Origin of the sequence: Muricauda sp. SCSIO 65647 (genome assembly GCF_021534965.1) — a bacterium.
Lineage (GTDB): Bacteria > Bacteroidota > Bacteroidia > Flavobacteriales > Flavobacteriaceae > Flagellimonas_A.
On sequence record NZ_CP091037.1, the window covers coordinates 1,153,395 to 1,176,752 of the forward strand.

The following is a 23,358-nucleotide window of genomic DNA, read 5'->3' on the forward strand; positions in this document are numbered from 1 at the left end:
TCAAAAGTTTTTATCCCTTTTAGGTTTAGGTTTGTTACCAAGTTCAAATTGCAAGACCCCCCCTCTTGAGATCATATTGAAGTCTATTAAACTTGAGTTGATTTCGTCTCCATTCCAAGTTACTTTCTGAATGAATATGTTTTCTGTAGAAAATCCATTGGTCACTATTTGCAAAGGCTTGCCCGGGGTCTTGATCGCTATTTTCTGAAATAGCGGGGTGGTCAAGGCCAACTGTGTACTTCCCGGAAATACGGGGTATAGGCCAATGGCCGAACAGACGAACCAAGCTGACATGGTTCCGGCATCGTCGTCCATTTCCCGAATATAACCATGCGGGGTGGCCTGAAATATTTTGCGCGTACTGGGTGTTTTCCACTTCTCATGGGTGCCGTACCAGTTGTTCGTTTTCTTGGTCATCAACCGGTTCACCAATTTTTGGGTTTTCCATGGCGAACGAGTGTAGACATATAAGTACGGTACTTGAATGTCGGGCTGATTTCCAATATTAAAAAGCTCGTTATCAAAAAAATAGTCCAATTGTTCCTCAAACACTTTCTTCCCTCCCAACAACTTCTGGATGCCTTTGATATCATAAGGTACCAACCAACGGTATTGCCAAAGTGTACCCTCATATAGTCCATCACCATGCATGATATCAGAATTTTCATCCATGGTCAAAAACTTCTCTTTCCAAGTTTTTCGGTAGTTAATTGCCTTTTTTTGGTACTTCCTATACTCTTTCCCCTTTCCTATTTCCCTGGCAACTTGAGAAAGTGCCCACAAATCGTAACTGGATTCCAGAACATTGTCCGGTGTCTCAAAAGGGAGTTGACGGGCCTCCTCTTTCAGATGGGGATAAATTGATTCGAGGGAAAAGGGCAGTAACCCCTTTTTATGGGCCTCCAAGACCACAATACCTGAATGTTCGGTTCTCACCGTAAGAAAGGGTTCTTTTTCTGTTGCCCAATCTGGCTTACCCTGTTGGTATAGCTTTCCAATGGCACTTACCATGTCTTTATAATACTCGGGATAGAGCAAAGACAATAGTGGTAGTTTTGTTCGAAAGGTATCCCAAATGGACCAGCCGTGATAATGGTCGGCCCTATCCGTTCCATAAATTTTCCCATCACTTCCCCTAAAGGAGCCATCTTCATCCTGAATCTGAAAAGGGGTCTGTAGCACATGGTACAAATGGGTGTAAAAAAGTTTCTTGTGTACGTTATTTTCACCCTCAACCTCAACTACTGATAAGATGTTGGCCCACTCTTCATGGGCTTGTCTTTTTACCTCTTCAAAACTTTTGTCGTGAAATTGTTGAAGGTTTTTAAGGGCACTTTGGGCACTTACGGTGGAAATCGCGCACAAAACACGTACTTCATTTTCTTCAGGGGTTTTGAAAGAAAAGAAAATTTTGCCATCCTTTTCCTCTATATTGAAGTTTTTCAGACTGGTGGCCAGCGCATAATAGAAAGTGTACTTTCCTTTATCACAGACATTGGCACCAGATATTTCACCCATTATCACCCCATTTTCTTGAATATGATGTTTTTCGTGATAAAACTTTGAAAGAGAGCTGGTCAAATCAATGGTCAGTCCGACAGTTTCACTTTTGGGGAAGGTGTATCTATGAAAGGCCACTTGGCGGGTTGCAGTGAATTCACATCGTATTCCATCCTCCAACTCCACTGTATAATAACCCGCCTGTGCCCTTTCTGTTTCCTTTTTATATGCTCGTGGATTAGGGTAAGGAGAACTGGAACCGATATAAGGCAATATTCTCAAGTTGCCCCCTACGCCCCGACAACCCACACCAGAAAATCGGGTGTTTGAAAAGCCTAGAATTTCGTCGGCATCGAAGTTATATCCTGAATGACCCAGCGGGTGGGAGTCGGGTGCCGGTTTTGCCATTCCAAAAGGAACCCCAGCAGCGGGATCTGTTTGGCCATGATCACTCCCCGTACAGATAAAGGGATCTACATAATCAACGTTCTGTGCCCTGCTGCCTTCTTCCCTTTGTGTATAAAGAAGTGACGTTCCGACAACTATGTAAAACAATACAGTTTTAAATTTCACCGTTAGAAATTTATAATCGATATGATATAACCATAAAAAGTAATTGATTTTATCGAACAGATAGTTTATTTTCAATAAAAAATGAGGACAGGGTACAACACAATTGTACCTGCCTGCCCTCAAAAAACTCAACTAACTCAACTAAAACAACTAATACAATCTGGTCGAACTCTTAGTACCCTGGATTTTGTTCCAAAGAACCATCTGATAACAACAGCTCATTGGCCGGGATGGGTCTTAGCAGGTGAATACTGCTATCAAACGCACCATGATCCGCATTTTGTGGATTGTACAGATTCAACCGTTCCTCCAATTTGCCTGTCCGTTTTAAAACAGCCCATCGATTTTCCTCTCCTGCTAATTCAATGGCCCGCTCGTCAAGGAGGTTGTCTAGGGTCAACTCTGAATAAAAATTGGCTTCACCGGTCGCCCTTTCCCTGACAATATTGAGGTGCTGCAAGCCAGATGCGCCGTTGCCGGCCGCCAAATAAGCCTCGGCCGCAATCAAATGGGTCTCGCCTATCCTGAACACATAAGTATCTCTTGAACCATTGCCTGCCCCATCAATGCCCACATCATCGAATTTCTTGAAAATGGGGAAATTGATGCGGTTGATATTGGAGGAGTATTGATAGACGGCTCCCGGAACATTGTCTGGAACACCAAACAGGTATTGGTCTGGTTGGTACACCCAATATCGGTTCAACTTATCTGCCAATTCAGTGGCATCCAAAGCCGTTTTGGGATAATAGATCACTGTATCACCCACTGCTATGGGGTCTTCCGGTTGTCCTTCACCCGACGAAAACGTAACCTCTTCCGCAGCAAACAAGGCACGGTGAAGGGTAACATCGTCCCTTGTATCATTGGCGGCAAAGAGTCCATAAAAATAGGGAGTGGGCATCAAGGAGGAACTCCTTGCCCCATATACACTATTTCTACCTACACCCGCATAGTTTTCTATGGCATTCATCAAAAGGCCGTGCTTTGAATTGCTACGATCGTTGTCATTGCCCCCGGGCCCATACTGCACGGCAAACAAAACCTCATCATTCACCTGATTGCCATAATCAAACAGCTCGGCAAAGGTTTGGCTTCTTAAATCGTAGCTTCCGATGGCCTGCTCTGCAAGCGAAGCGGCGGTATCAAAATCTGTGCCACTGCCAAACGTCTTGTAACCCCTTGTCAAGTACACATCGGCCAGCAGGTGCTGTGCGGCCCTTCTGGAAAACCGTCCTGTTTGTGGCGCATCAAGCAAATCGGGAATGGCCGCCTCCAAATCGGAGATAATCTGGCCAAAGGTTTCTTCCTCACTTGATCTTGCATAGTCTGAACGTATTGATGTGGTCTCTTCCAATTCTAAAACCACCCCCCCATAATGCTGTACCAGATTGTAGAGTGCCAATGCCCTTAGGGCCCTTGCCTGGGCAATTCCATAATCTCTGGCACCCAAATTGGCATCACTCCAAGCAATGTCGTTTTGATACCTATTGATGGCAATGTTGGCATCTGCGATCAAATCATAGTTTTCCCTCCAATAGTCCACGATATTTTGATTGTCAGAGGCCAATCCAAAATAGTCATTGAAGCTATTGAATTCCTCAACCTGGGTTTGGACCGTATAGATATCGGTACCTGACATATTGATGTCGTATTGTTTATAAATATCCCTCAAATCCTCATAGATGCCCACGACCAATTGGTCTGCATTGTCCTCCCCTATGAAGGTTTCCGCTGTTACATCGGAAAAGAACTCCTCTTCTAGATAGTCGTCACAGGCCATAAAACATGCTATCACAACCAAGAGAAAGATGTATTTTAAATTTTTAAAAGATTTCATTTCTATTTTTTTTATAGGATTATAGTGATACGTTTAGGCCAAAGAGAATGGTCTTGGTCATATAGGCACTGCTATACGAGTTTTGCAGTCCGGTTTCTGGATCAGGTCCTTCATAATCAGTAAAGATGAAAGGATTTTGAATATCCAAGGAAAGACGAAGATCGTTCAATCTTAACTTGTCCAGCAATTCTCTTTGAAAGGTATACGTGAGGCCTATATTACCAATCTTCACAAAATCAAATTCCTCGTAGTAATACTCCCCAGGGTGCGCATAGTCCAATGCCGGTCTTTTTGCATTGGGGTTGTTGGGGGTCCAGTAATCGAGATCCAGTTTATTGAATTTGGCCCCGTCATTTTGATACGGTGCAAAGTTTTGGTAAAATTCAGAATGGCCCAAGGTACCTTGCCGTGTGTTCATCTGAACCCTAAACTCAAGGTTCTTGTAATAAAAGGTATTGGTCATGCCACCAATCCAATCAGGAGCGTTAGAGCCAATGACCACCTTATCTTCATTGTTGATAAGGCCGTCGTTGTTTTGGTCCACAAACTTGAATTGCCCGGGCAGGGCCCCAAAAGACTCCGCTTCGGCGGCTTCGTCAAGTTGCCAAATTCCTTCATTTTCGTATGCAAAAATGGCATCTACCGGTTGGCCCACTTGTAGCACGCCGTGACGCCCAAAGGGAACCATGTCCAAATCCCCATCAATACGTAAAATCTCGTTCTTGTTTCTGGCAAAGTTCAACTCTGTTCGCCATCTGAAATTTCTCGTGGATATGTTCAAGCTATTGAGGGACAACTCAATACCACGGTTCCTTACCGAGCCAAAGTTGCCTATGGCATCGTCAAATCCGGAAATGTCAAACAATTCCCTGTTAAAAATACTACCATCGGTTTCTTTGTTGTAATAGTCTATGGATAGGCCGATTCTGTTGGAAAACAAGCCCATATCCAGACCAATGTTGATCTCATCTGACACCTCCCAGGTCAAATCTTGGTTAGACAGTCTACGTATGGTTTGGCTGTTGGTAAGCTCATCACCGAACAGATAGGTAGAGCCGTTCAAGAAAGACAGGGACCCATAGGGACTTACCGATTCTATATTACCAGTTTGACCATAAGACAATCGCAATTTAAGGTTGGATAACCAATCGATGTCTTGGGCAAAATTCTCCTCGCCGATTCTCCAGGCAAAGGCGGCCGTGGGAAAGAAATCCCATTTGTTGTCTTCGGCCAATCGGGAAGCGCCATCGTAACGACCGGTCAATGTAAACAAGTATTTGTCTTTGATGGAGTAGATGACTCTTCCTGTCAACGAGGCCAAATTCTCTTTTACAAAGAAGCTGTCGTTATCTCTGATATCAAGCCCTGCTCCCGTATTGAAAAAGGAAAAATCGTCAGTACTAAAGTTACGGGTCTGGATGTTGCTTCCTTCCGTTTCCCTTTGGTAAAGTGAACCTATCACGGTTGCCTTGAGTTCATGATCTTGAAAAGGCGTAAAGTTCATGTCCACGATATTATCCCAGACATAAGATACATCGGTGAAGGTGTTGTAGTAAGAGCGTATTCTACCGGGGTCATTTCTTGCAGACTTGGTAAGCAACCCTCTATATTCACCAAATCTGTTAGCGCTCAGGTTGGGCGAGAACTGGGTCTTGATGTTCATCCACGGAAGTGGTTTGTACTCTAAAAAGACATTGGCAATGATATCAAACCGTTTGGTGTTCACCGTCCATGCGCCATCCCTTTCGTACAAAGGGTTGATAAATCGCTGATCCTGCTCATCGGGAATAAGATCGATGGCCCCGTTCTCATCGTAGGGATTCACCGTTGGTGCCAAACGAAAAGAGCTCCTGAACAGTTCACGGCTACCCTCTTCCCTCTCAGAAAAGGCCAGATAGGTCTTTACGCCCAGACTGAACCTGTCATTGATCTTTTTGGTCAATGCACCGGTGAGGTTATACCTTTCAAATTCTTCAATGCCCAGCACACCTTCATCCTTTAGGTATCCTATGGAGGCATTATATACCAAACCATTTTCGCCCCCACTTACCCCAAAGGTATGGCTGGTCTGGATTCCGGTCTCTTGAAAAAGATCGATCCAATCGGTGTAGGCCCTTTGGGCGACATTGTTTCGTTCTTCATCATCAACAAACTCGATGGTGAGATCGGGTACAATGGCATTGTAGTCATCGACGGTGGGATTGCCGGGAAACAATTGCCCAAAATCCCTAGCCCTGACCACGTCTTCAACAAAGGCCACATATTCGTCGCCATTGTAGAAATCGGGAACGTTTACGGGAGACCTAACCCCAAAAGTGGCGTCATAGGTAAACCTTGTGGGGCCTTCCAAGCCATTTTTGGTAGTGATGATGACCACCCCATTGGCACCCCTTGCCCCATAAATGGCCGTGGAGGATGCATCTTTCAATACATCTATTTGTTGAATATCAGCGGGGTTCAATGCATTGATGTTGTCAAAGAAGATACCGTCTACCACATAAAGGGGTTGCGACAGATCACTGCCCGGGTCATCATTCACACCGTCATTGCCCGCATTGTTGTTGGTCAAAGCAGTATTGCCCCTTACCAAAATCGATAAAGGCGCACCGGGCTTGTTGTTGAGGGTACGTACATCAACACCGGCCAATCTGCCCTGTATGGCCTGGGCCACATCTGTTTTGCGTTGCTCCACGACATCTTGACTGCCCAGAGACACCACAGAACCGGTCAAATCTTTTCTGGTGGTGGTACCATAACCGATAACGACCACCTCGTCCAATCCGGTAGCCGAGGTCGATAGCTGCACGGTATAATTGGGGGAACCATCAAGTTGTATCTCTTTGGATTCAAATCCAATATAGGAGACCACTAAAATGGCTCCGTTGTCTTGTACCGAAATAGTGAAATTTCCGTCAAAATCGGTGACCACTCCATTGTCGGTGCCTTTCTCCAGAACACTGGCCCCGGGCAGTGGCACATTTTGGTCGTCAAGGACCACACCGGTCACAGTTTGTTGCCCCCATGAAATGGCTGCCATTCCCATAAAAAGGATCAGCAATAAAAAGATTGGTTTTTTCATCATAAAAAAGCTTAGTTATACAGTAATCAAACTTAGCTGGTCCCTGTCTTAACGCAATGGACATTTTTGCCAAAAAAATGGATAAATCCATCAATATTGCTTTTTGGTCTTCAAAAAACCCATGAAAAGAGTTCTGAGTCTCAGGTCACACTATTATGACCCTTTTGAACAATATGAAGTTGCCACCATTGCGAGCACAGCTTTTTTAAGGATGCATGTCTATGGGAAATGAACCCTTCTTGGGTTTTTGTTGCAAATCACAGCATCAACGCCGTTGTGATATACTGAACCCGCTTAATTCTTTCGGAAGAAAACCTCAGCTGATCATGGGCATACCACCTTCAATCGGGCCATGTTTCCCAGACTCAAAATACCAAAAGGTTCACTGTGAATCGACTGTCGTACTTTATAGGTTTTGAAGACCGCTTTTTACCCCATTTTCTTCTAAATGCAGCGTCACATTGGCCACGTAACCGGTCAAACCATCATATTGGGTCAAATCTTTATTGAAAATTGTTCGATTTGAAAGTATGGTTTTTACCATTTCAAGTATTGTGCAATGCTCTTTTTTCAACATATTCCATTGGTCATTGAAGAATTGAACGGTATATTCATCATCATTCAAGACAATTTGTTCTCCATTGAATTCCCCTTTGTAAAATCGGATCAGGCAGGCCAACGAAAAAGCAATACGTTTTGGAAAAGTTCCTTTTTGGTGGCAGTACGCTTCAAATACCGGCAATAACCTTGTTTTGAATTTGGAAATACTGTTCAATGAAATACTCAACAGGAAATGTTTCAGTGTCGGATTTTTGAAACGGTCCAAGGTTTTGTGGATATGGTCTTCCACTTCTTCCTTTGGGAAACCTTGCAACATGGGTCCGATTTCTTCCATGAGAATACGCCGTACAAAATCAACGACCATGTCATCATCCATGCAATCCTTCACCGTGCGCAACCCTGCCAAATACCCCACCGGAACCATGGCCGTATGGGCACCATTTAAAATGTGCACCTTTAATTTTCTGTACGGGGAGAGATCTTCGACAAATTGTACATTAAGATCTGTCCCTGAAAGGGGAAGTTCTTTTTCTACAATGGAGGGGGCTTCGATTATCCAACTATGATACAGCTCACCGGCGACCATCAATGCATCTTGAAAACCGGTCTTGGCCATAATATCGTGTTCCCTGTCCGTTGGGTATCCTGAAACGATGCGGTCAACCAAAGTGTTGCAGAAGAAGTTACTTGTGTTCAACCAAGTTTGAAATTGGGGACTCAACCCCCAATGAGAGGCATATTTTATGACGGTTTGATGCAATGCCTTACCGTTTTCCTCGATCAGTTCACAGGGCAATACGATACACCCCTTATCACTATTGCCATCAAAGTGTAAAAATCGGTGGTAAAGCCAACGGGTCAATTTAGCCGGAAATTCTTTGGGGGGGTCATCGTCAAAACTGTCCTTATCGGAAAATGCAATCCCTGCCTCTGTGGTATTGGAAATGATAAAACGGATTTCAGGTTGTTCAGCAGTGGCCAAGAAAGCATCCCATTGTTCATAGGCATGTATGACATTACGTATACAAGTGATCAATGAAATCTCCGAAACCATATTTCCGTCCCTGACACCATCGATTACCGCGTGGTACAGGCCATCTTGTGACCTTAGCGCAGCATAATCACCGCCTTTGGTGGGTTTTACGACAATGACACTGCCATCAAAGTCAGTTTTTCTATTCAGAATTTCAATCATCGAATCGGCGAAGGCGCGCAAAAAATTGCCCCCTCCAAATTGCAATACCCGTTCTGGGTGATGCGATGGGCAGTTCAATCTGTTTCTGTTCAATTGTTCCATCGATTCTTATACCTCAAAGTGAAACCCCTCTTTTCCAAGGGATGAAATCGTTCTGTCCATTTAATTCAGCTTTCACGGTAATTGTGCCACTGGCCACTTCAATGATATGATCTAATAGTCTTTCGCCCATACTTTGAATACTCTCTTCACCACTGATAACGGTTCCGGCATTGATGTCGATGATATCATTCATCCGTTCAAACAATGGCGTGTTACTGGAAACCTTGACCACGGGTGCGATCGGATTTCCGGTCGGGGTTCCCAGCCCTGTTGTGAATACGATAAGATTACAGCCAGAACCTGCCAAACCTGTCGTGCTTTCTACATCGTTACCAGGGGTACACAACAAATTAAGCCCTGGCCGGACAACCGTTTCACCATAATCCAGCACATCTTTTATGGGCGAGCTACCTCCTTTTTTAGCGGCACCAGCAGATTTCATGGCATCTGTTATAAGACCGTCCTTAATATTTCCTGGCGAAGGGTTGTTTTCAAAACCAGACCCCACTGCCAATGCCCTTTTAGTATAAGAATCCATCAATCTTGTAAATTTTTCTCCTAATTCCTGGGTCTCGCTTCTATTGATGAGTTCTTGTTCCACACCGTTTAACTCAGGGAACTCCGCTAGCACGGCAGAACCACCCAAAGCCACCAAAAGGTCAGAAGCATGCCCCAATGAAGGGTTTGCAGAAATGCCCGAAAAACCGTCAGAACCTCCGCACTCAAGTCCTAAAACCAATTTATCCAAAGGGGCGGGTTCTCTGGTATTTTGATTGGCCCGGGCCAAACCGACAAAGGTGTGTTTCACGGCTTCTTCCAATAGCTTTTGTTGGCTTCCACTTTTCTGCTGTTCAACAAAATAGAGTGGTTTTGAAAACTCGGGGTCTTTTTCCCATATGGCCTCTTTCAGTAGATCGATCTGGGCATTTTGGCAGCCCAAACTAAGAATGGTGGCCCCGGCAACATTGGCGTGGGTGATGTACCCGGCCAATAATTTACAGAGCATTTCGGCATCTTGTCTTGTGCCCCCACAACCCCCATCGTGCTTCAAGAATTTTATGCCATCAATATTTTGGAAAACCCTATTCCCCATCATTTCCGCATACGAGGAAATAATAGGGGTATCGTATATTTCCGTCTCGGTGGCCCCTGCCCTATACCTATTGACCAAAGCGTCCACTTCAACCACAAAATCCTTCTTGGCCCCATAGCCCAGGGCCTTTGAAAGAATTTCTTCCAGCAATTCAACGTTTCTGTTCTCACAAAACACCAAGGGTATGACCAACCAATTGTTTGAGGTGCCCACGCTGCCATCCTTACGGTGGTACCCCCAAAAGGTTTTGTCTTTGTACTTTGAAATATCAGGTGGTGTCCAATAATAATGACTACCCGAATTGTTGTAGGTAGCCGAGGCATGTTTTATGTTGTTCACCGTTATCGCACACCCCTTTGAAATGGACTGTGTTGCTCTTCCAACCAAAACCCCGTACATGATCACGTCATCGCCCTGATTAAAGTCTTTAAGTGCGAACTTGTGCTTTGCCCTTATGTGTTCCTTTATAGATAACCCGGTATTGTTGATTGAAATGGACAATCCCTCTTTCAAATCTGTAATGGCAACAGCAATATTATCTTTTTGGTCTACTTTAGTATATCTCGACATGCACCTACGTTTCTTCTTTTTTAAAAAATCAAGTGTCGCAACAACAACTCCGTTCCCATGGCCTGACCATTCATCAAAATACCCTATCGTTTCTTAAATGGCAACAAATGAACCTGTTGGGTCGCAGGGGTGATAATCAGTACATTCACCCAAGAATTGCTTTCTCTTTTTTAAGCTGTTCCAGGTTAGGGCGTATTGGCATTAATCTTAGAACTGTAATTTTTTGCCCATAAAACAAGATTAGCTAAATGTTGATAGTATACTAATTTGCCCCGTTGTCTCCCTCAGCATCATTTTATGGTGAATAATTTTTGCACCTCGACTGGCCATCACTTACCATAAACTTTTTCAAATTGACCAAAACCCGTCTACCTGACAAACAAGACTTGCCATTTCAGCTTAAGTTCAATACGTTTAAATCACCTCAATTTTTCAATACATCAGGGTTCCGGTCCACAATCTTGTTTCCATACATGACATCTTGGGCAATTTCAGCATGGGTGCTGAAGGGTATAGCCAACAAAATGGCGTCAACAGCATTATTGTCGGGTAACCTGCAATAATTAGCGTATCTGACAATAGGTGTATTCGCAATGGTCAAATCACTTTTTACAAGAAACTCCCCTTGCTTCTCGATGCCCTATAACTTTGGCTCCCAGCCTTTTTCATAATCCCGTTTCCAAGTTGCCATAACGGTGTCATTGTTCAGTACCTTGCCCGTTTTCACATCTATCTCAATGGTTTCACCTGCATCTTGGGCCATATTTCCCAAGTGGCACAACATGGTAGAGATACTTGCATCGGCAATGGGGGAGTTCATTTCCGTATCCATCCTGATGGCATCAAAAAAGTTGGCTACATGGGAAACGTCCAAATTCCCCATTCCTTGGGTGTCAAGGGTTGCACTTAGCGATTTTTCAAACTCAAATTTTATGGGATTGCCCTGAAGGTCATAAAGCTTATAAAAATTGCGACTTAATTCAATGGCACCTTTGCTGCCATAGATAGTCACTCCACGTCCTGGTCGTTCTGGTTTCATGATACCACGGCTATGCCCGCTCCAAGTAATGAATTTGTTATCATCAAAGGTAAACGTAAGCTGTTGGTTGTCAACAAATTCCCAGTCATCGTCGTAGGTGTACTTTCCACCAAAAGATGTCACGGTCTTTGGAAGGTCAACGCCAAGTGCCCAGCGACAGATATCGATTTCGTGGGTGCCATTATTGTGTACTTCTCCCGTGCCCCAATTGCGGAACCAATGCCAGTTATAGGGATGAATGTTATCTCTGTAATCTTCTTTAGGGGCAGGCCCTTGCCATAGGTCCCAATCCAAGGTTTTGGGTACGTCAACTTTTTTGCCACGACCAATGGATTGCCTGTTGTTGGAGTAATAGGCCTCTCCCTTATAAACATCGCCAATAATCCCTTCCCTGATTTCCTTGACGGCCAATTTGCTGGTTTGGGCCGACCGTTGTTGGTTGCCCATCTGCACTTTCTTGTTATACTTTTTCTGGGCAGCTACCAGCAAATCATTCTCATAAGGATTGTGGCTACAGGGCTTTTCTACGTACACATGCTTCCCTGCCTGTAGGGCCATAATGGCCATCGGGGCATGCCAATGTTCGGGCGTGGCTATGAAAACTGCATCCACATCTTTGTCTTCCAGTATTTTGCGAAAGTCCTTCACCACTTTCGGCACATAACCGATATTTTTCTGACACCAGATATTATTGGCCTCAATGATCAAGTCATCTACATCGCAGTTGTAGCTGATCTTGGCATTGGGATGGGCGTTAATGGCCAATATATGCGCCTTGGCCCTGCTACGGACTCCGATAACAGCGCAGTTGATCTGTTCATTCGCACCCAATATATTGGCATTGCCCATAGTAGGAAATACCATTGTGCCCAAAGAAAGTCCCGTACTTCCCATGGCGGTCTTTTTGATAAAATCTCTTCGTGTTCCCATAAATCCCTGCTTAACGTATTGGTTTTATTTTTATATTCTTGAAACTGACATGATCCCCATGGTCCTGTAATAATATATGGCCCCTATCGGCCTCCCCAAAATTGGGCCATTTTACATATTTACTTTCAGAAACGAGTTTGCGATAGTCTTCACTTTTTCGTTCATACTCCAAGACTTTTGCACCATTCAACCAGTGCTCTACATGATTGTTATTTGAAATGATATGGGCGGTGTTCCATTCCCCAATGGGGTAGATAGGCTTGTTTATATCTGCTTGTATCAAATCATATAAAGAAGCAACGGTACGACTACCTTCATGGTTTCCCAGTTTGGCGTCAGGATGTCGTTCATCGTCCAATATCTGGTACTCCAGACCAATGGAAGATCCGGGCCCTTTATTAAGGTCGGTATCCACATAATATTTGATACCACTATTGGCGCCTTCCGTAAGTTTAAAGTCTACCTTGAGTTCAAAATCGCCATAGCGTTCAGTGGTAACAATATCTCCTCCAGCAGCAGATTCCTCACCATTTGATGCCAAGACCGTAAGCACTCCATCTTCTATCTTCCAACCCTTTTCTGGGAAATTGTCTAATCTTGCACCCCGCCAACCTGATGTGGTCTCACCATCCCACAACAGCTTCCATCCATCCTTGACTTCATTGCCAATAAGCCGGTTTTTGGTTATGGTGGCGGAAAGTGGGGATTTTTTGGAATATCTTGTCAAACTATCCGTCAGTATTCTAATATTCCTCCACTGTACTTCAGTTCCCTCTTTTTTATCTTTATGTATACTATGTACTTGCAAACCTATAAAGCCGCTTGCTGTTTTTTCATCCACTAAATGGGCTGCGGGCACTCCGTTTATCCAAGTTTTGATAGTGTCTCCAATGGCTTCCACCCGGTAGTGGTTCCATTCATTTTGTTTAAAAGCTTGTTGTGCTTTAGGGTTCTTTTCCAAGGTGTTGAGCCACCCCCGTCTACCTTCATCATAAATTCCGCCGCTCCAAGCCCGGTCAGAGGGATCGATTTCAACCTGGTAACCATGCACCCTGCCATTTAAGTAATAAGGAAAACTATTGCTTCGTATCTGAACACCTGAATTCATCGAGGAATCGACCTTGTATTCCACTTCCAGAATAAAATCCCCATACATCTTGTTTGAGGTCATGAAGGAATTGGGCGTACCATGTACGGTAGCCCCCACAATGGCACCATCACGAACAAAATAGTTGGCCTCACCTCCCTTTTGCGTCCATCCGTTCAAGGTCTCACCATCAAACAAATCAATCCAAGGCACATCCTCTTTTTTGTTTTCCGAGCAACCCAAAATGAATACGACCATGACTATGGTCACTGCTTTGAAAAAGTTTTTTATTGTTCTCATCTATATTTCAATTTAGTTCTTATTACACTAATTTTTTACAAATCGAAAAAACCTGGCAACCACAAGCTCAACTGCGGGAAATAGGTAATCAGGAAAAGGGCCACAATCATGGCGATGAACATGGGAACCAAAGGCCGCACCACTTTTTCGATGGTGGTTTTTGCAACGCCCACCCCCACAAAAAGCACAGAGCCCACAGGTGGCGTACATAATCCTATACAAAGGTTCAATATCATGATAATGCCAAAGTGTACCGGGTCTAGTCCCAATTTTGTGACCACAGGTAAAAAAATGGGGGTAAAAATCAACACGGCCGGGGTCATGTCCATGAAGATGCCAACGAACAGTAGAATCAGATTTATAATAAGCAAAATCATGATCTTGTTATCCGTAACGCCCAATAAGCCAGCACTGATCTCTTGGGGAATATGCTCGTAAGACAATACCCAAGACATACTCATCGATGCCCCGATCAATAACATGACAATGGCCGTGGTACAGGAGGCACTCAAGAATATCCCTGGCAGATTATCTTTAGTTATTTCCCTATAGATAATTCCTAAGACAAGACTGTACAATACCGCTATGGCAGAAGCTTCGGTAGCGGTAAATATTCCGGCAACTATGCCCCCAATTACCAATACCAATAAGAATAAGCTGGGCACAGCATCGATAAAAGTCTTGAACACCTCTTTTAGCCTACTTTTCTGGCCAACCTTATATCCTCTCTTTTTTGCCCAAAAAGAAGCCACCAGCATAAGAAATAACCCGGTCAGTATTCCTGGAATATAACCTGCAAGAAACAAAGCTGCTATAGAGGCCCCACCACTGGCCAGTGAGTAAACGATCAAAATATTGCTGGGAGGAATGACCAGCCCTGTGGTCGCCGAAGTAATGTTCACGGCGGCACCAAATTCTCGATCATATCCGTCCTTTTCCATTTCAGGCCCTAGAATGCTTCCCATGGCAGACGCCGAGGCCATTGCCGAACCTGCTATGGCGCCCATTAACATGGCAGCAATCACGTTGATAAGTGCAAGTCCGCCCGGTAGTGCCCCCACCAAGGTCTTGGCAAATGCGATAAGTCGGTGGGCGATGCCCCCTTTGTTCATCAATTCTCCCGAGAGTATAAAGAACGGTATGGCCAATAGTGCAAAACTGTCCAAGCCAGTGGCCATACGCTGTGATATGGTAGTAAATGCAGGAATGGTCGGGATGCTGGCCAATATGGTGAGCAAGGCGGAAATTGCAATACTCCATGCCACAGGTGTGCCTATGGCCAAAAGGCCTACAAAACTCAAAATCAATATCAGTATCGGTATATATTCCACAGGTTCAGTTTTTCATGATGTCAGACACTTTGTAAAAAATTATGACAAGACCACTTAACGGAATTACCAAATACACCAATGCCAAAGGAAGTTTCAGTGCCGGTGAATACTGTTCAAGTACATAGGTGACATAGACCAATCTAACCCCACCAATGACCATCGCAAAAAAGCAGAACAAAATAATGATCACACGTACGACCTGTTTCAGTTTTTGTTGGGTTTTTGAATGCAATTTTGAAGGGAGCACATTGATGGCAACATGCATATTACGGCCCGACACATAAGCTGCCCCCAGAATTCCTATCCAGATCATAAGATAACGTGCAAGTTCATCTGTGAATGAACTTGGCACACCCAGCACATAGCGACTGAAGACCTGCCAAAGCACATTAACTACCATGACGCCCATAATAACTACCAAAGTGGTAGCCAGTATTCTGTCTATTCTATTTCGGAGTCCCATAACCGTTCAATGGTCTTTTATTTGTTGGATCAGTTGGTACAATTCTTCATTTTCACTGTAATTTTGATATAATTCCTGGACCTTTTTGGAGAAAGGCACCTTATTTGGTCTTATGACCTCTACCCCGGCTTTTTGCACTTCACTTAAAGCCGTCGCCTCTGCATCGGCCCACAATTTCCTTTGGTAAACTATAGAACTTTCAACGGCCCTTTTCAACCAGGTTCTTTCTTCTTCAGACAATATGTTCCATAAATGGGTACTGGCGATTATGACATCGGGAGAAAAGGTATGTTCGTTCAATGTGTAATATTTACAGACCTCGTAATGTCTTGACAAATAAAAACTGGGGGGATTGTTTTCTGCACCGTCGACCACACCCTGCTGCAGTGAAGTATAGATTTCTCCCCATGAGATGGGAGTTGGTGACCCGCCCATACTTCGAACCATATCCATTGCGGTTATACTTTCCATCACCCGTATCTTTAGTCCCTTTAAATCATCTGGATGCATCACGGGTTTCTTTTTCGTATAAAAGCTACGGCTTCCTGCATCATAAAATCCCAAACCTTTTAGCCAATATTGTTGACCATCGTCCAAGATTTTTTGACCGATGGGGCCATCTAAAACCTTAAATGAGTGCTCTCTGTCCCTGAAAAGGTAAGGGAGTCCCAAAATTTTGGATTTGGGGGCAAAATTTTCAAGAACCGCCACGGAAACCTTTGTCATATCCAAGCTTCCAATCTGTAACAGTTCCAAAGTTTGGCGCTCTGTGCCCAACTGTTGGTTGGGATATATTTCAAGCTGAAGCTTGCCCTTTGAATTTTCTTTCAAATCCTCTCCCATTTTTACCATGGCCTTATGTACAGAATGGTTGACATCCAGACCATGGGCCAACCGTAAGGTTCTGACATTGGTGGTTTCTTTGCAACCTCCCAACGGAAGCAGGGACAAAGACAAAAGAATGGTCAAGACTTTCTTCACTGCCTTACTTTCTTATTTTGGTTATTATTTCCAAGGTGGCGGCCACTTTTTTCTGTAGGCCCCCAAAATCTTTTTGCGCCAGAATCTCTTTGGAAATCAGTTTTGACCCCATGCCGACACAGGTTACTCCGGCATCAAACCAAGCCCTGAGGTTCGATTCATCAGTGCTCACGCCTCCTGTTGGCATGATGTTGGTCCAAGGTTGGGGGCCTTTTATTGCCTTTACGAACCCCGGGCCATAGGTCGATCCCGGGAAGAGTTTGATAAGCTCGCAACCTAATTCCTCTGCCCTATTGATCTCGGTCAAAGAACCACTGCCCGGGGACCAAAGCAATTTTCTGCGATTGCAGACTATTGCTATGTCTTCCCTCAAAGATGGGGTTACCACAAAGTTTGCGCCCATCTGTGCAAAAAGACTTGCTGCACCGGCATCGGTTATAGAACCTACACCCATGATCATATCTGGCAGTTCTTTGATGGCATATTTGTTAAGTTCAGCGAATACTTCAAAAGCAAAGTCTCCCCTGGCCGTGAATTCCATAATTCGAGCTCCGCCATCATAACAGGCTTTCAACACCTTTTTGCCCAGTTCAATATCTGAATGATAGAATAGGGGAACCATTCCTATTTTCTTCATTGTAGTAAAAACCTCTATTCTAGAAAACCGTGCCATAATCTTTGTTTTTAATGCATTACCAGGAAAATCCCCACCGATGCCCTAACCAACTTACATAATTCATCTAGCAACCCTGCCCGAAGCATCACCACCCATCAATTTTTCCACTTCCGCTACGGTGACCAAATTGGCATCTCCTTTTATGGTATGCTTCAGACAAGAAGCGGCCACGGCAAAGTTCAATGCCTTTTGATCATCTTGTGGATATGTCAATAACCCGTATATCAACCCGCCCATAAAAGAATCACCGCCACCGACCCTATCAACAATATGCGTGATTTGATACTGGGGGGATTGGTACATGGTCTTTCCATCATACAGTACACCCGCCCAAGTATTATGGGATGCCGATAGGGAACCTCTCAATGTCGTTATCACCTTTTTGGCATTCGGGAATTTCTCCATCATTTGTTGGCAAACGGACAAAAATGCCTCTGCTTTTACATCTGCGCCCTGCTTTGTAATGTCCAAGCCTAGTGGCTTGATGCCAAAATGCATCTCTGCATCTTCTTCATTGCCCAAAACGATGTCACAATATGAGGTAAGTTCGGTCATTATCGCTTCTCTGTCGCCATTGTACTTCCATAACTTTTTTCTATAATTCAAATCGGTAGAAATGGTCATGCCCTTTGATTTGGCCACCTTTACCGCTTCTAGGCAGGCGTCGGCCGCACCTTGCGATATTGCCGGGGTTATACCCGTCCAATGAAACCATTGCGCATTGGTAAATACACTCTCCCAATCTACCATCCCTTGCTGTATTTCCGCCATTGCAGAATGCGCCCTATCATAGATTACCTTACTGCCCCGGCTCACTGCCCCGGTCTCCAAAAAATAAATGCCCAATCGGTCGCCCCCAAAAATGATATTATCCGTACCTACTCCCCGTTTTCGCATTTCCATAAGCGCACATTCCCCTATATCATTTTTGGGCAAACGGGTCACGAAATCAACCGGAATACCATAATTTGCCAATGAAACGGCAACATTTGATTCACCGCCCCCGTAGACGACATCAAAATTGTTGGCTTGGGAAAACCTCAGAAAACCCTGAGGTGCAAGTCTCAACATGATTTCACCGAACGTTATAACTTTTTTCATTCTGTTGATTTTCAATTTTATTTGGTCTTAAGTTGAAATTAAAATAATCTTTCGCATTTGTATAGCAGATATCTTGCACTAAACTACCTAAATATGGCATATCATTTGGGATCAGTCCTTTCTTGATGTCATTCCCTAAAATGTTGCACAAAAGCCTTCTGAAGTACTCATGTCTTGGAAAGGAAAGAAAACTTCTAGAATCGGTAAGCATTCCAACAAAACAACTCAACAACCCCATATTGGATAGGGCATTTAACTGCCTTTCCATACCATCCAATTGATCTAAAAACCACCATCCCGAACCAAATTGTATTTTACCCTTGACCGTACCATCATTAAAATTGCCGGCCATTGTGGCAAAGACTTCATTGTAAGCGGGATTTAAATTATAAAGTATCGTCTTTGCCAATTGATCTGTACTGTCTAGCAGATTTAGAAATTTGGCAAGACCTAAGGCCTGCGGGAAATCTCCCATAGAATCAAACCCTGTATCTGGCCCAAGTTGGGCCATTTTTCTTTCATTGGTGTTGCGAAGGGCCCCCAAGTGAAATTGTTGTACCCAACCATGCTTATGGTATTCACGGCAAAGGTGTATCAATGTCTCAAACTTGAAGTAGTTGACCTCATCTACCTGTAACCGATGCCCGTCGATAACTTTTTTGAAAAGTACCTCAATGTCAAATGACTTCATCTCAAAGTAATGTAGCTGTTCCAATCCGTGATCGGAAAGACATCCGCCATTTTGACTGAAATGGGCCATCCTTTCCTTAGCCGCCGCTATTAAATCATGATAGGATTTTATTTGAATGCCCGATACCTCGCTTAAATGCGCTAAGTAAAGCTTATAGGCATCATGATCTTCTATGGCATACAATTTATCAGGTCTGAATGTGGGAAGCATTTTTGGCATGATACCATTAAGGGAAGCCTTTCGATGGTGCTCCAATTTTTCAATTGGGTCGTTGGTGGTACACACCACCTCTACGTTAAGCTGTCGCAATAACCCTATGGTACTATTTTTTTTCTCTTGCAATTGTTCTTTGGTGTCTTGAAATACCCGCTTTGCGTTTGCGCCCGTGAGCAGGTCGTCAATGCCAAAGTAGCGCTGTAGTTCCAAATGTGTCCAGTGATACAAGGGGTTTCTGAGTGTATAGGGCACTGTTTCTGACCATTTTTGGAATTTTTCTTCGTCAGTTGCATCACCGGTAATGTAATTTTCATCAATCCCCAAAGTTCGCATAGCCCTCCATTTATAGTGGTCTCCGGCCAACCAGGCCTCAGTTATATTTTTGAACTGATGGTCATTGGCCATTTGCGCTGCACACAGGTGGTTGTGGTAATCGATAATGGGCATTTCTTTTGCATAACCGTGGTACAATTCTTCGGCCTGTGCGGTCTCAAGTAAAAAGTTTTCGGTTATAAACGCCATCACACTAAAGATTTTTCAATTCCGTACATCAAACCCCTCAATTCGGCAAGGCCCCGTAAACGTCCAATTGCCGAATAGCCCGGATTGGTTTTTTTATGGATATCATCCAACATTTGATGCCCATGATCGGGGCGCATGGGCATACGCTGGTCTTTTCTGCCTTCGGCCATTCTTTTCTGCTGTTCTAAAAGCAATTCTTTCATCACCCCATACATGTCTACATCACCGGCGAGGTGATCCGCTTCATAAAAATTTCCGGCTTCGTCCCTTTTTGTGCTTCTCAGGTGAATAAAATTGATCCTGCTCGCCAACCGCTTGGCCATGCCCGTCAAATCATTATCTGCCCTGACACCGTACGATCCCGTACAGAAGCATAGCCCATTATTGGGGCTGTCGTGGGCCAACAATAATTCCATTGCATCGCTTTCGGTACTAACCACCCTTGGAAGTCCGAGAATTGGAAAAGGCGGATCGTCAGGATGTATGGCCATCAAGACCCCAGCTTCCTCAGCGACCGGGGCAATAGCCTTAATGAAATCATGGAGGTTTTGGCGTAAATCGTGTTCTGTTATTCCGTTATACGTATCCAACACTGACTGAAACTCCTTGAGGGAATATCCTTCCTCTGAACCAGGTAATCCAGCGATAATATTTTTGGAAAGTTTGGTACGATTACCATCGTCCATCCTTTTGTACGCGAATTTGGCCATGGCCCATTCTTCTTTGGTATAGCAATCTTCTGAACCAGGACGTTTTAAAATGAAGAGTTCAAAGGCAGCAAACTCGGCCGCGTTAAAACGCAATGCGAAAGATCCATCATTCAATCTATACGACAGATCTGTGCGGGTCCAGTCCAATACGGGCATGAAATTATAGCAGACCGTATCTATACCGCACTCACCGAGGTTTTTGATGCTCGTTCTATAATTTGCCAAATACTTTATGTATTCACCCGATCGTCTCTTTATATCTTCATGTACAGGTATGCTCTCAACCACCGACCAACTCAGTCCGGCCTTTTCAATCTGTTGCTTTCTTTTTATAATTTCAGCTATGGGCCAAACTTCACCGTTTGGTATATGGTGAAGCGCGGTCACTATACCGGTGGCCCCCGCTTGCTTAATATCTAAAAGGGAAACCGGATCTTTAGGGCCATACCATCGCCATGTTTGTTCTAAACCCATAAATCAGCATACTTCATTGTTCAACTATATTGTAATGCGCTTTCAAACACCACTAAAGGCACTAAACCCCCCATCAATTGGAACTACTACGCCCGTCACAAATTTTGATTGATTACTACAGAGCCATAACGCAGTACCAACAAGATCTTCGGGATCACCAAAGCGACCCATCGGGGTTTGATCGATAATGGTCGCTCCCCTAGGTGTTAATTCGCCATCTTCCTTGGTCAATAGCGCCCTGTTCTGGTCCGTAAGAAAAAAGCCCGGAGCCAGGGCATTTACACGAATCCCAACTTTAGAGAAATGAACCGCCAACCATTGTGTAAAATTGGAAACAGCGGCCTTTGCACCGCTGTATGCGGGTATTTTCGTCAAAGGGGTAAAGGCATTCATTGACGAGATATTCAAAACATTGCATCCCTTGCCCCCTACCATGGCCTTTGAAAAAATCTGGGTGGGCAAAAGTGTCCCTATAAAATTTAGGTTGAACACGAATTGAATTGCCTCAATATCCAAATCAAAAAAAGTCTTCAGGTCTTCCACGGTACTCGTTAGATCTTCTTCAAGCAAGTAAGGATTGCTTGTGGTGCCTGACGGATGATTTCCGCCCGCTCCATTGACCAGTATATTGCATGGCCCAAAGTGTTCTGTGACCTTTTCGTACGCCATTTGCAGGCTTTCTTGACTAAGAACATCCGCTTGAACGGCAATTGCCTCCCCGCCTTTCTGACGGATTTGTTCAGCAACCACCTCTGCCGATTCCTTTTTTAAGTCCAATATCGCCAGTTTTGCGCCTTGATCGGCAAAGGCCGTAGCGATGGCACTGCACAAAATTCCACCTCCACCCGTAATGACTACAACCTGATCTTGTAATTCTACATATCTAGGATTTTCCATGGATTTAAGCAACCGGTTTTTGGTTATCGAAAAGTATTTTTGTTTTCTGTGTATTTTTTACACGGTTGTAAATATATGGATTTTATTGATCCCTGAATGTTAAAAAGCCAATATATCCCTTAAAAAAATACAGAATCAAGAAAAGCACTAGACTTTTAAGCCGAACCATTGAAAGTCATGTCTTTTACCATCGTATGGTTTTGGGTTTGATTTCAATAAAATTGGGGTTATCCATAACTTGCCTGATCGGATCGCTCGTTAACTTTTTTGATGTAGTATCCCCCAATAAAAATCTACTTTGGCCATCATTTTTTAATCAGCTGGGGCCAAACATTTGTCTTACTGCCCTTATTTCTCAGGCCTCCAAAATTTCCAACTGTTGTATGATCTGGGTTTCAGTTACCGGATAGGGCCTTCCTTTTCTAATGGTCTGGTACACATCTTCGAAGACATCGATATAAGAGGATCGTTCTGATACCACTTCAGTTTGGTTTTTTTCTCCCGCTTCACTTATCAGGGTAAGTATTCCCTTTTGATCGGGCTCTTCAATGCCATACCGTAAATCTTTAGGTTTCATGCCCATCATCAGTTGTTGTTCCTGCACATCGGCTCGATTCTTTTTATAAGAGCCCTTGGTTCCATAGATTACAAATGCAGGTCCCGGGTCGGCTACGAGTAGACTGGTGGTGATATGAACCTGTAGATTATCGGGATAGCTAAGATGTATATGCGCGTAATCATCCACCAGCGTACCCGGTCGAAATTGTCCCATCGTTTTTTTCCATTTTTCAGGGACACCAAAAAGTGAAATAACTCCGTCTAAAAGGTGAGGCCCCAGATTGTAAAGTACTCCCGAACCGGGCACGTTTGTTTCTTTGGCAATGTTCGTTCCTATGGCATACCGATATCTATCGTACCGGAAATGTGCCTCGATCAAATTTCCCAGCTTACCAGACTCCACTACCTGTTTCACAGACAAAAAATCACTGTCATACCGCCTATTTTGATAGGGCATGATACAACGGTCGTTCTCTAAGGCCAAGGCAAACAGTTTCTTTGCCTCTTTGGAGGTAATGGTAAAAGGCTTTTCCAACACAACATGTTTTCCCGCTTTGAGCGCCTGCGATGCAAAAGCAAAATGAGTACTATTGGGCGTATTTACAATTATCAATTCAATATCTGCATCTTCAATGATTGCGGTTACAGAATCATAGCTTCTTATTTTAGGGTAACTCTTATGGGCTTTTTTTATGGTTCTTTCGACTATGCCCGTTAACTCAAAACCGGGGTGTTCGTTTAGAAAAGGGGAATGAAAAACTGTTCCGGATAAACCAAATGATAAAACGCCCGTTCTGATCGGATTGGCCATGGCTCACTTATAATTGCCGTTGGTTTTCTTTTTAAATTCGCCATTACAACCTTGCTTT

Annotated in this window: 16 protein-coding genes; all 16 read right to left on the bottom strand. The window is 43.9% G+C overall.

Annotated elements, in window-relative coordinates:
• The 16 genes from L0P89_RS05050 to L0P89_RS05125 all read right to left on the bottom strand — a co-directional run bounded on the left by L0P89_RS05050 (nucleotide 1) and on the right by L0P89_RS05125 (nucleotide 23,300).
• Complete coding sequence (locus L0P89_RS05050; protein ID WP_235267315.1) at nucleotides 1-2,073, bottom strand: GH92 family glycosyl hydrolase; 2,073 nt, start codon at nucleotides 2,071-2,073, stop codon at nucleotides 1-3.
• Between the two features lie 172 nt (nucleotides 2,074-2,245).
• On the bottom strand, nucleotides 2,246-3,913 hold the full coding sequence (locus L0P89_RS05055; protein ID WP_235267316.1) for a RagB/SusD family nutrient uptake outer membrane protein: 1,668 nt from the start codon (nucleotides 3,911-3,913) through the stop codon (nucleotides 2,246-2,248).
• Nucleotides 3,914-3,932: 19 nt separating this feature from the next.
• Entirely contained in the window at nucleotides 3,933-6,995 is a 3,063-nt protein-coding gene (locus L0P89_RS05060; RefSeq protein ID WP_235267317.1) for a TonB-dependent receptor, read from the bottom strand.
• Nucleotides 6,996-7,398: 403 nt separating this feature from the next.
• Nucleotides 7,399-8,850 (bottom strand): tagaturonate reductase, encoded by a 1,452-nt coding sequence (locus L0P89_RS05065; RefSeq protein ID WP_235267318.1) that lies wholly within the window; start codon nucleotides 8,848-8,850, stop codon nucleotides 7,399-7,401.
• A 13-nt stretch (nucleotides 8,851-8,863) separates the two neighbouring features.
• A complete protein-coding gene (locus L0P89_RS05070) occupies nucleotides 8,864-10,513 on the bottom strand; it encodes a UxaA family hydrolase (protein WP_235267319.1) in 1,650 nt (549 codons plus the stop codon).
• A gap of 640 nt (nucleotides 10,514-11,153) precedes the next feature.
• Complete coding sequence (locus L0P89_RS05075; RefSeq protein WP_235267320.1) at nucleotides 11,154-12,482, bottom strand: Gfo/Idh/MocA family protein; 1,329 nt, start codon at nucleotides 12,480-12,482, stop codon at nucleotides 11,154-11,156.
• Nucleotides 12,483-12,492: 10 nt separating this feature from the next.
• The gene (locus L0P89_RS05080; protein WP_235267321.1) at nucleotides 12,493-13,869 is read right to left on the bottom strand and encodes a DUF1080 domain-containing protein; all 1,377 of its coding nucleotides are present in this window, start codon (nucleotides 13,867-13,869) and stop codon (nucleotides 12,493-12,495) included.
• A gap of 35 nt (nucleotides 13,870-13,904) precedes the next feature.
• Nucleotides 13,905-15,200 carry a TRAP transporter large permease gene (locus L0P89_RS05085; protein WP_235267322.1) on the bottom strand — a complete coding sequence of 432 codons (1,296 nt, stop codon included), beginning with the start codon at nucleotides 15,198-15,200 and terminating at the stop codon, nucleotides 13,905-13,907.
• A 4-nt stretch (nucleotides 15,201-15,204) separates the two neighbouring features.
• Nucleotides 15,205-15,663 carry a TRAP transporter small permease gene (locus L0P89_RS05090; protein ID WP_235267323.1) on the bottom strand — a complete coding sequence of 153 codons (459 nt, stop codon included), beginning with the start codon at nucleotides 15,661-15,663 and terminating at the stop codon, nucleotides 15,205-15,207.
• A gap of 6 nt (nucleotides 15,664-15,669) precedes the next feature.
• Nucleotides 15,670-16,644, bottom strand: coding sequence for a TRAP transporter substrate-binding protein (locus tag L0P89_RS05095; RefSeq protein WP_235267324.1), 975 nt, complete (start codon nucleotides 16,642-16,644; stop codon nucleotides 15,670-15,672).
• A gap of 4 nt (nucleotides 16,645-16,648) precedes the next feature.
• Entirely contained in the window at nucleotides 16,649-17,317 is a 669-nt protein-coding gene (locus L0P89_RS05100) for a bifunctional 4-hydroxy-2-oxoglutarate aldolase/2-dehydro-3-deoxy-phosphogluconate aldolase (protein ID WP_235267325.1), read from the bottom strand.
• Between the two features lie 63 nt (nucleotides 17,318-17,380).
• Nucleotides 17,381-18,421, bottom strand: coding sequence for a sugar kinase (locus L0P89_RS05105; RefSeq protein ID WP_235267326.1), 1,041 nt, complete (start codon nucleotides 18,419-18,421; stop codon nucleotides 17,381-17,383).
• Complete coding sequence (gene uxaC / locus L0P89_RS05110; protein ID WP_235267327.1) at nucleotides 18,396-19,850, bottom strand: glucuronate isomerase; 1,455 nt, start codon at nucleotides 19,848-19,850, stop codon at nucleotides 18,396-18,398. The genes L0P89_RS05105 and uxaC overlap by 26 nt, the downstream gene beginning before the upstream one ends.
• Nucleotides 19,850-21,034, bottom strand: coding sequence for a mannonate dehydratase (uxuA, locus tag L0P89_RS05115; RefSeq protein WP_235267328.1), 1,185 nt, complete (start codon nucleotides 21,032-21,034; stop codon nucleotides 19,850-19,852). Before uxuA ends, uxaC begins: the two co-directional genes overlap by 1 nt.
• Before the next feature lie 42 nt (nucleotides 21,035-21,076).
• A complete protein-coding gene (locus L0P89_RS05120) occupies nucleotides 21,077-21,931 on the bottom strand; it encodes an SDR family oxidoreductase (protein ID WP_235267329.1) in 855 nt (284 codons plus the stop codon).
• A 355-nt stretch (nucleotides 21,932-22,286) separates the two neighbouring features.
• Entirely contained in the window at nucleotides 22,287-23,300 is a 1,014-nt protein-coding gene (locus tag L0P89_RS05125) for a Gfo/Idh/MocA family oxidoreductase (RefSeq protein ID WP_235267330.1), read from the bottom strand.
• Nucleotides 23,301-23,358 lie beyond the last annotated feature (58 nt).

Coding starts and splice junctions, on each gene's coding strand:
- L0P89_RS05055 (WP_235267316.1), bottom strand. CDS start 3,913: ATGAAATCTTTTAAAAATTTAAAATACATCTTTCTCTTGGTTGTGATA.
- L0P89_RS05060 (WP_235267317.1), bottom strand. CDS start 6,995: ATGATGAAAAAACCAATCTTTTTATTGCTGATCCTTTTTATGGGAATG.
- L0P89_RS05065 (WP_235267318.1), bottom strand. CDS start 8,850: ATGGAACAATTGAACAGAAACAGATTGAACTGCCCATCGCATCACCCA.
- L0P89_RS05070 (WP_235267319.1), bottom strand. CDS start 10,513: ATGTCGAGATATACTAAAGTAGACCAAAAAGATAATATTGCTGTTGCC.
- L0P89_RS05075 (WP_235267320.1), bottom strand. CDS start 12,482: ATGGGAACACGAAGAGATTTTATCAAAAAGACCGCCATGGGAAGTACG.
- L0P89_RS05080 (WP_235267321.1), bottom strand. CDS start 13,869: ATGAGAACAATAAAAAACTTTTTCAAAGCAGTGACCATAGTCATGGTC.
- L0P89_RS05090 (WP_235267323.1), bottom strand. CDS start 15,663: ATGGGACTCCGAAATAGAATAGACAGAATACTGGCTACCACTTTGGTA.
- L0P89_RS05100 (WP_235267325.1), bottom strand. CDS start 17,317: ATGGCACGGTTTTCTAGAATAGAGGTTTTTACTACAATGAAGAAAATA.
- L0P89_RS05105 (WP_235267326.1), bottom strand. CDS start 18,421: ATGAAAAAAGTTATAACGTTCGGTGAAATCATGTTGAGACTTGCACCT.
- uxaC (WP_235267327.1), bottom strand. CDS start 19,850: ATGGCGTTTATAACCGAAAACTTTTTACTTGAGACCGCACAGGCCGAA.
- uxuA (WP_235267328.1), bottom strand. CDS start 21,034: ATGGGTTTAGAACAAACATGGCGATGGTATGGCCCTAAAGATCCGGTT.
- L0P89_RS05120 (WP_235267329.1), bottom strand. CDS start 21,931: ATGGAAAATCCTAGATATGTAGAATTACAAGATCAGGTTGTAGTCATT.
- L0P89_RS05125 (WP_235267330.1), bottom strand. CDS start 23,300: ATGGCCAATCCGATCAGAACGGGCGTTTTATCATTTGGTTTATCCGGA.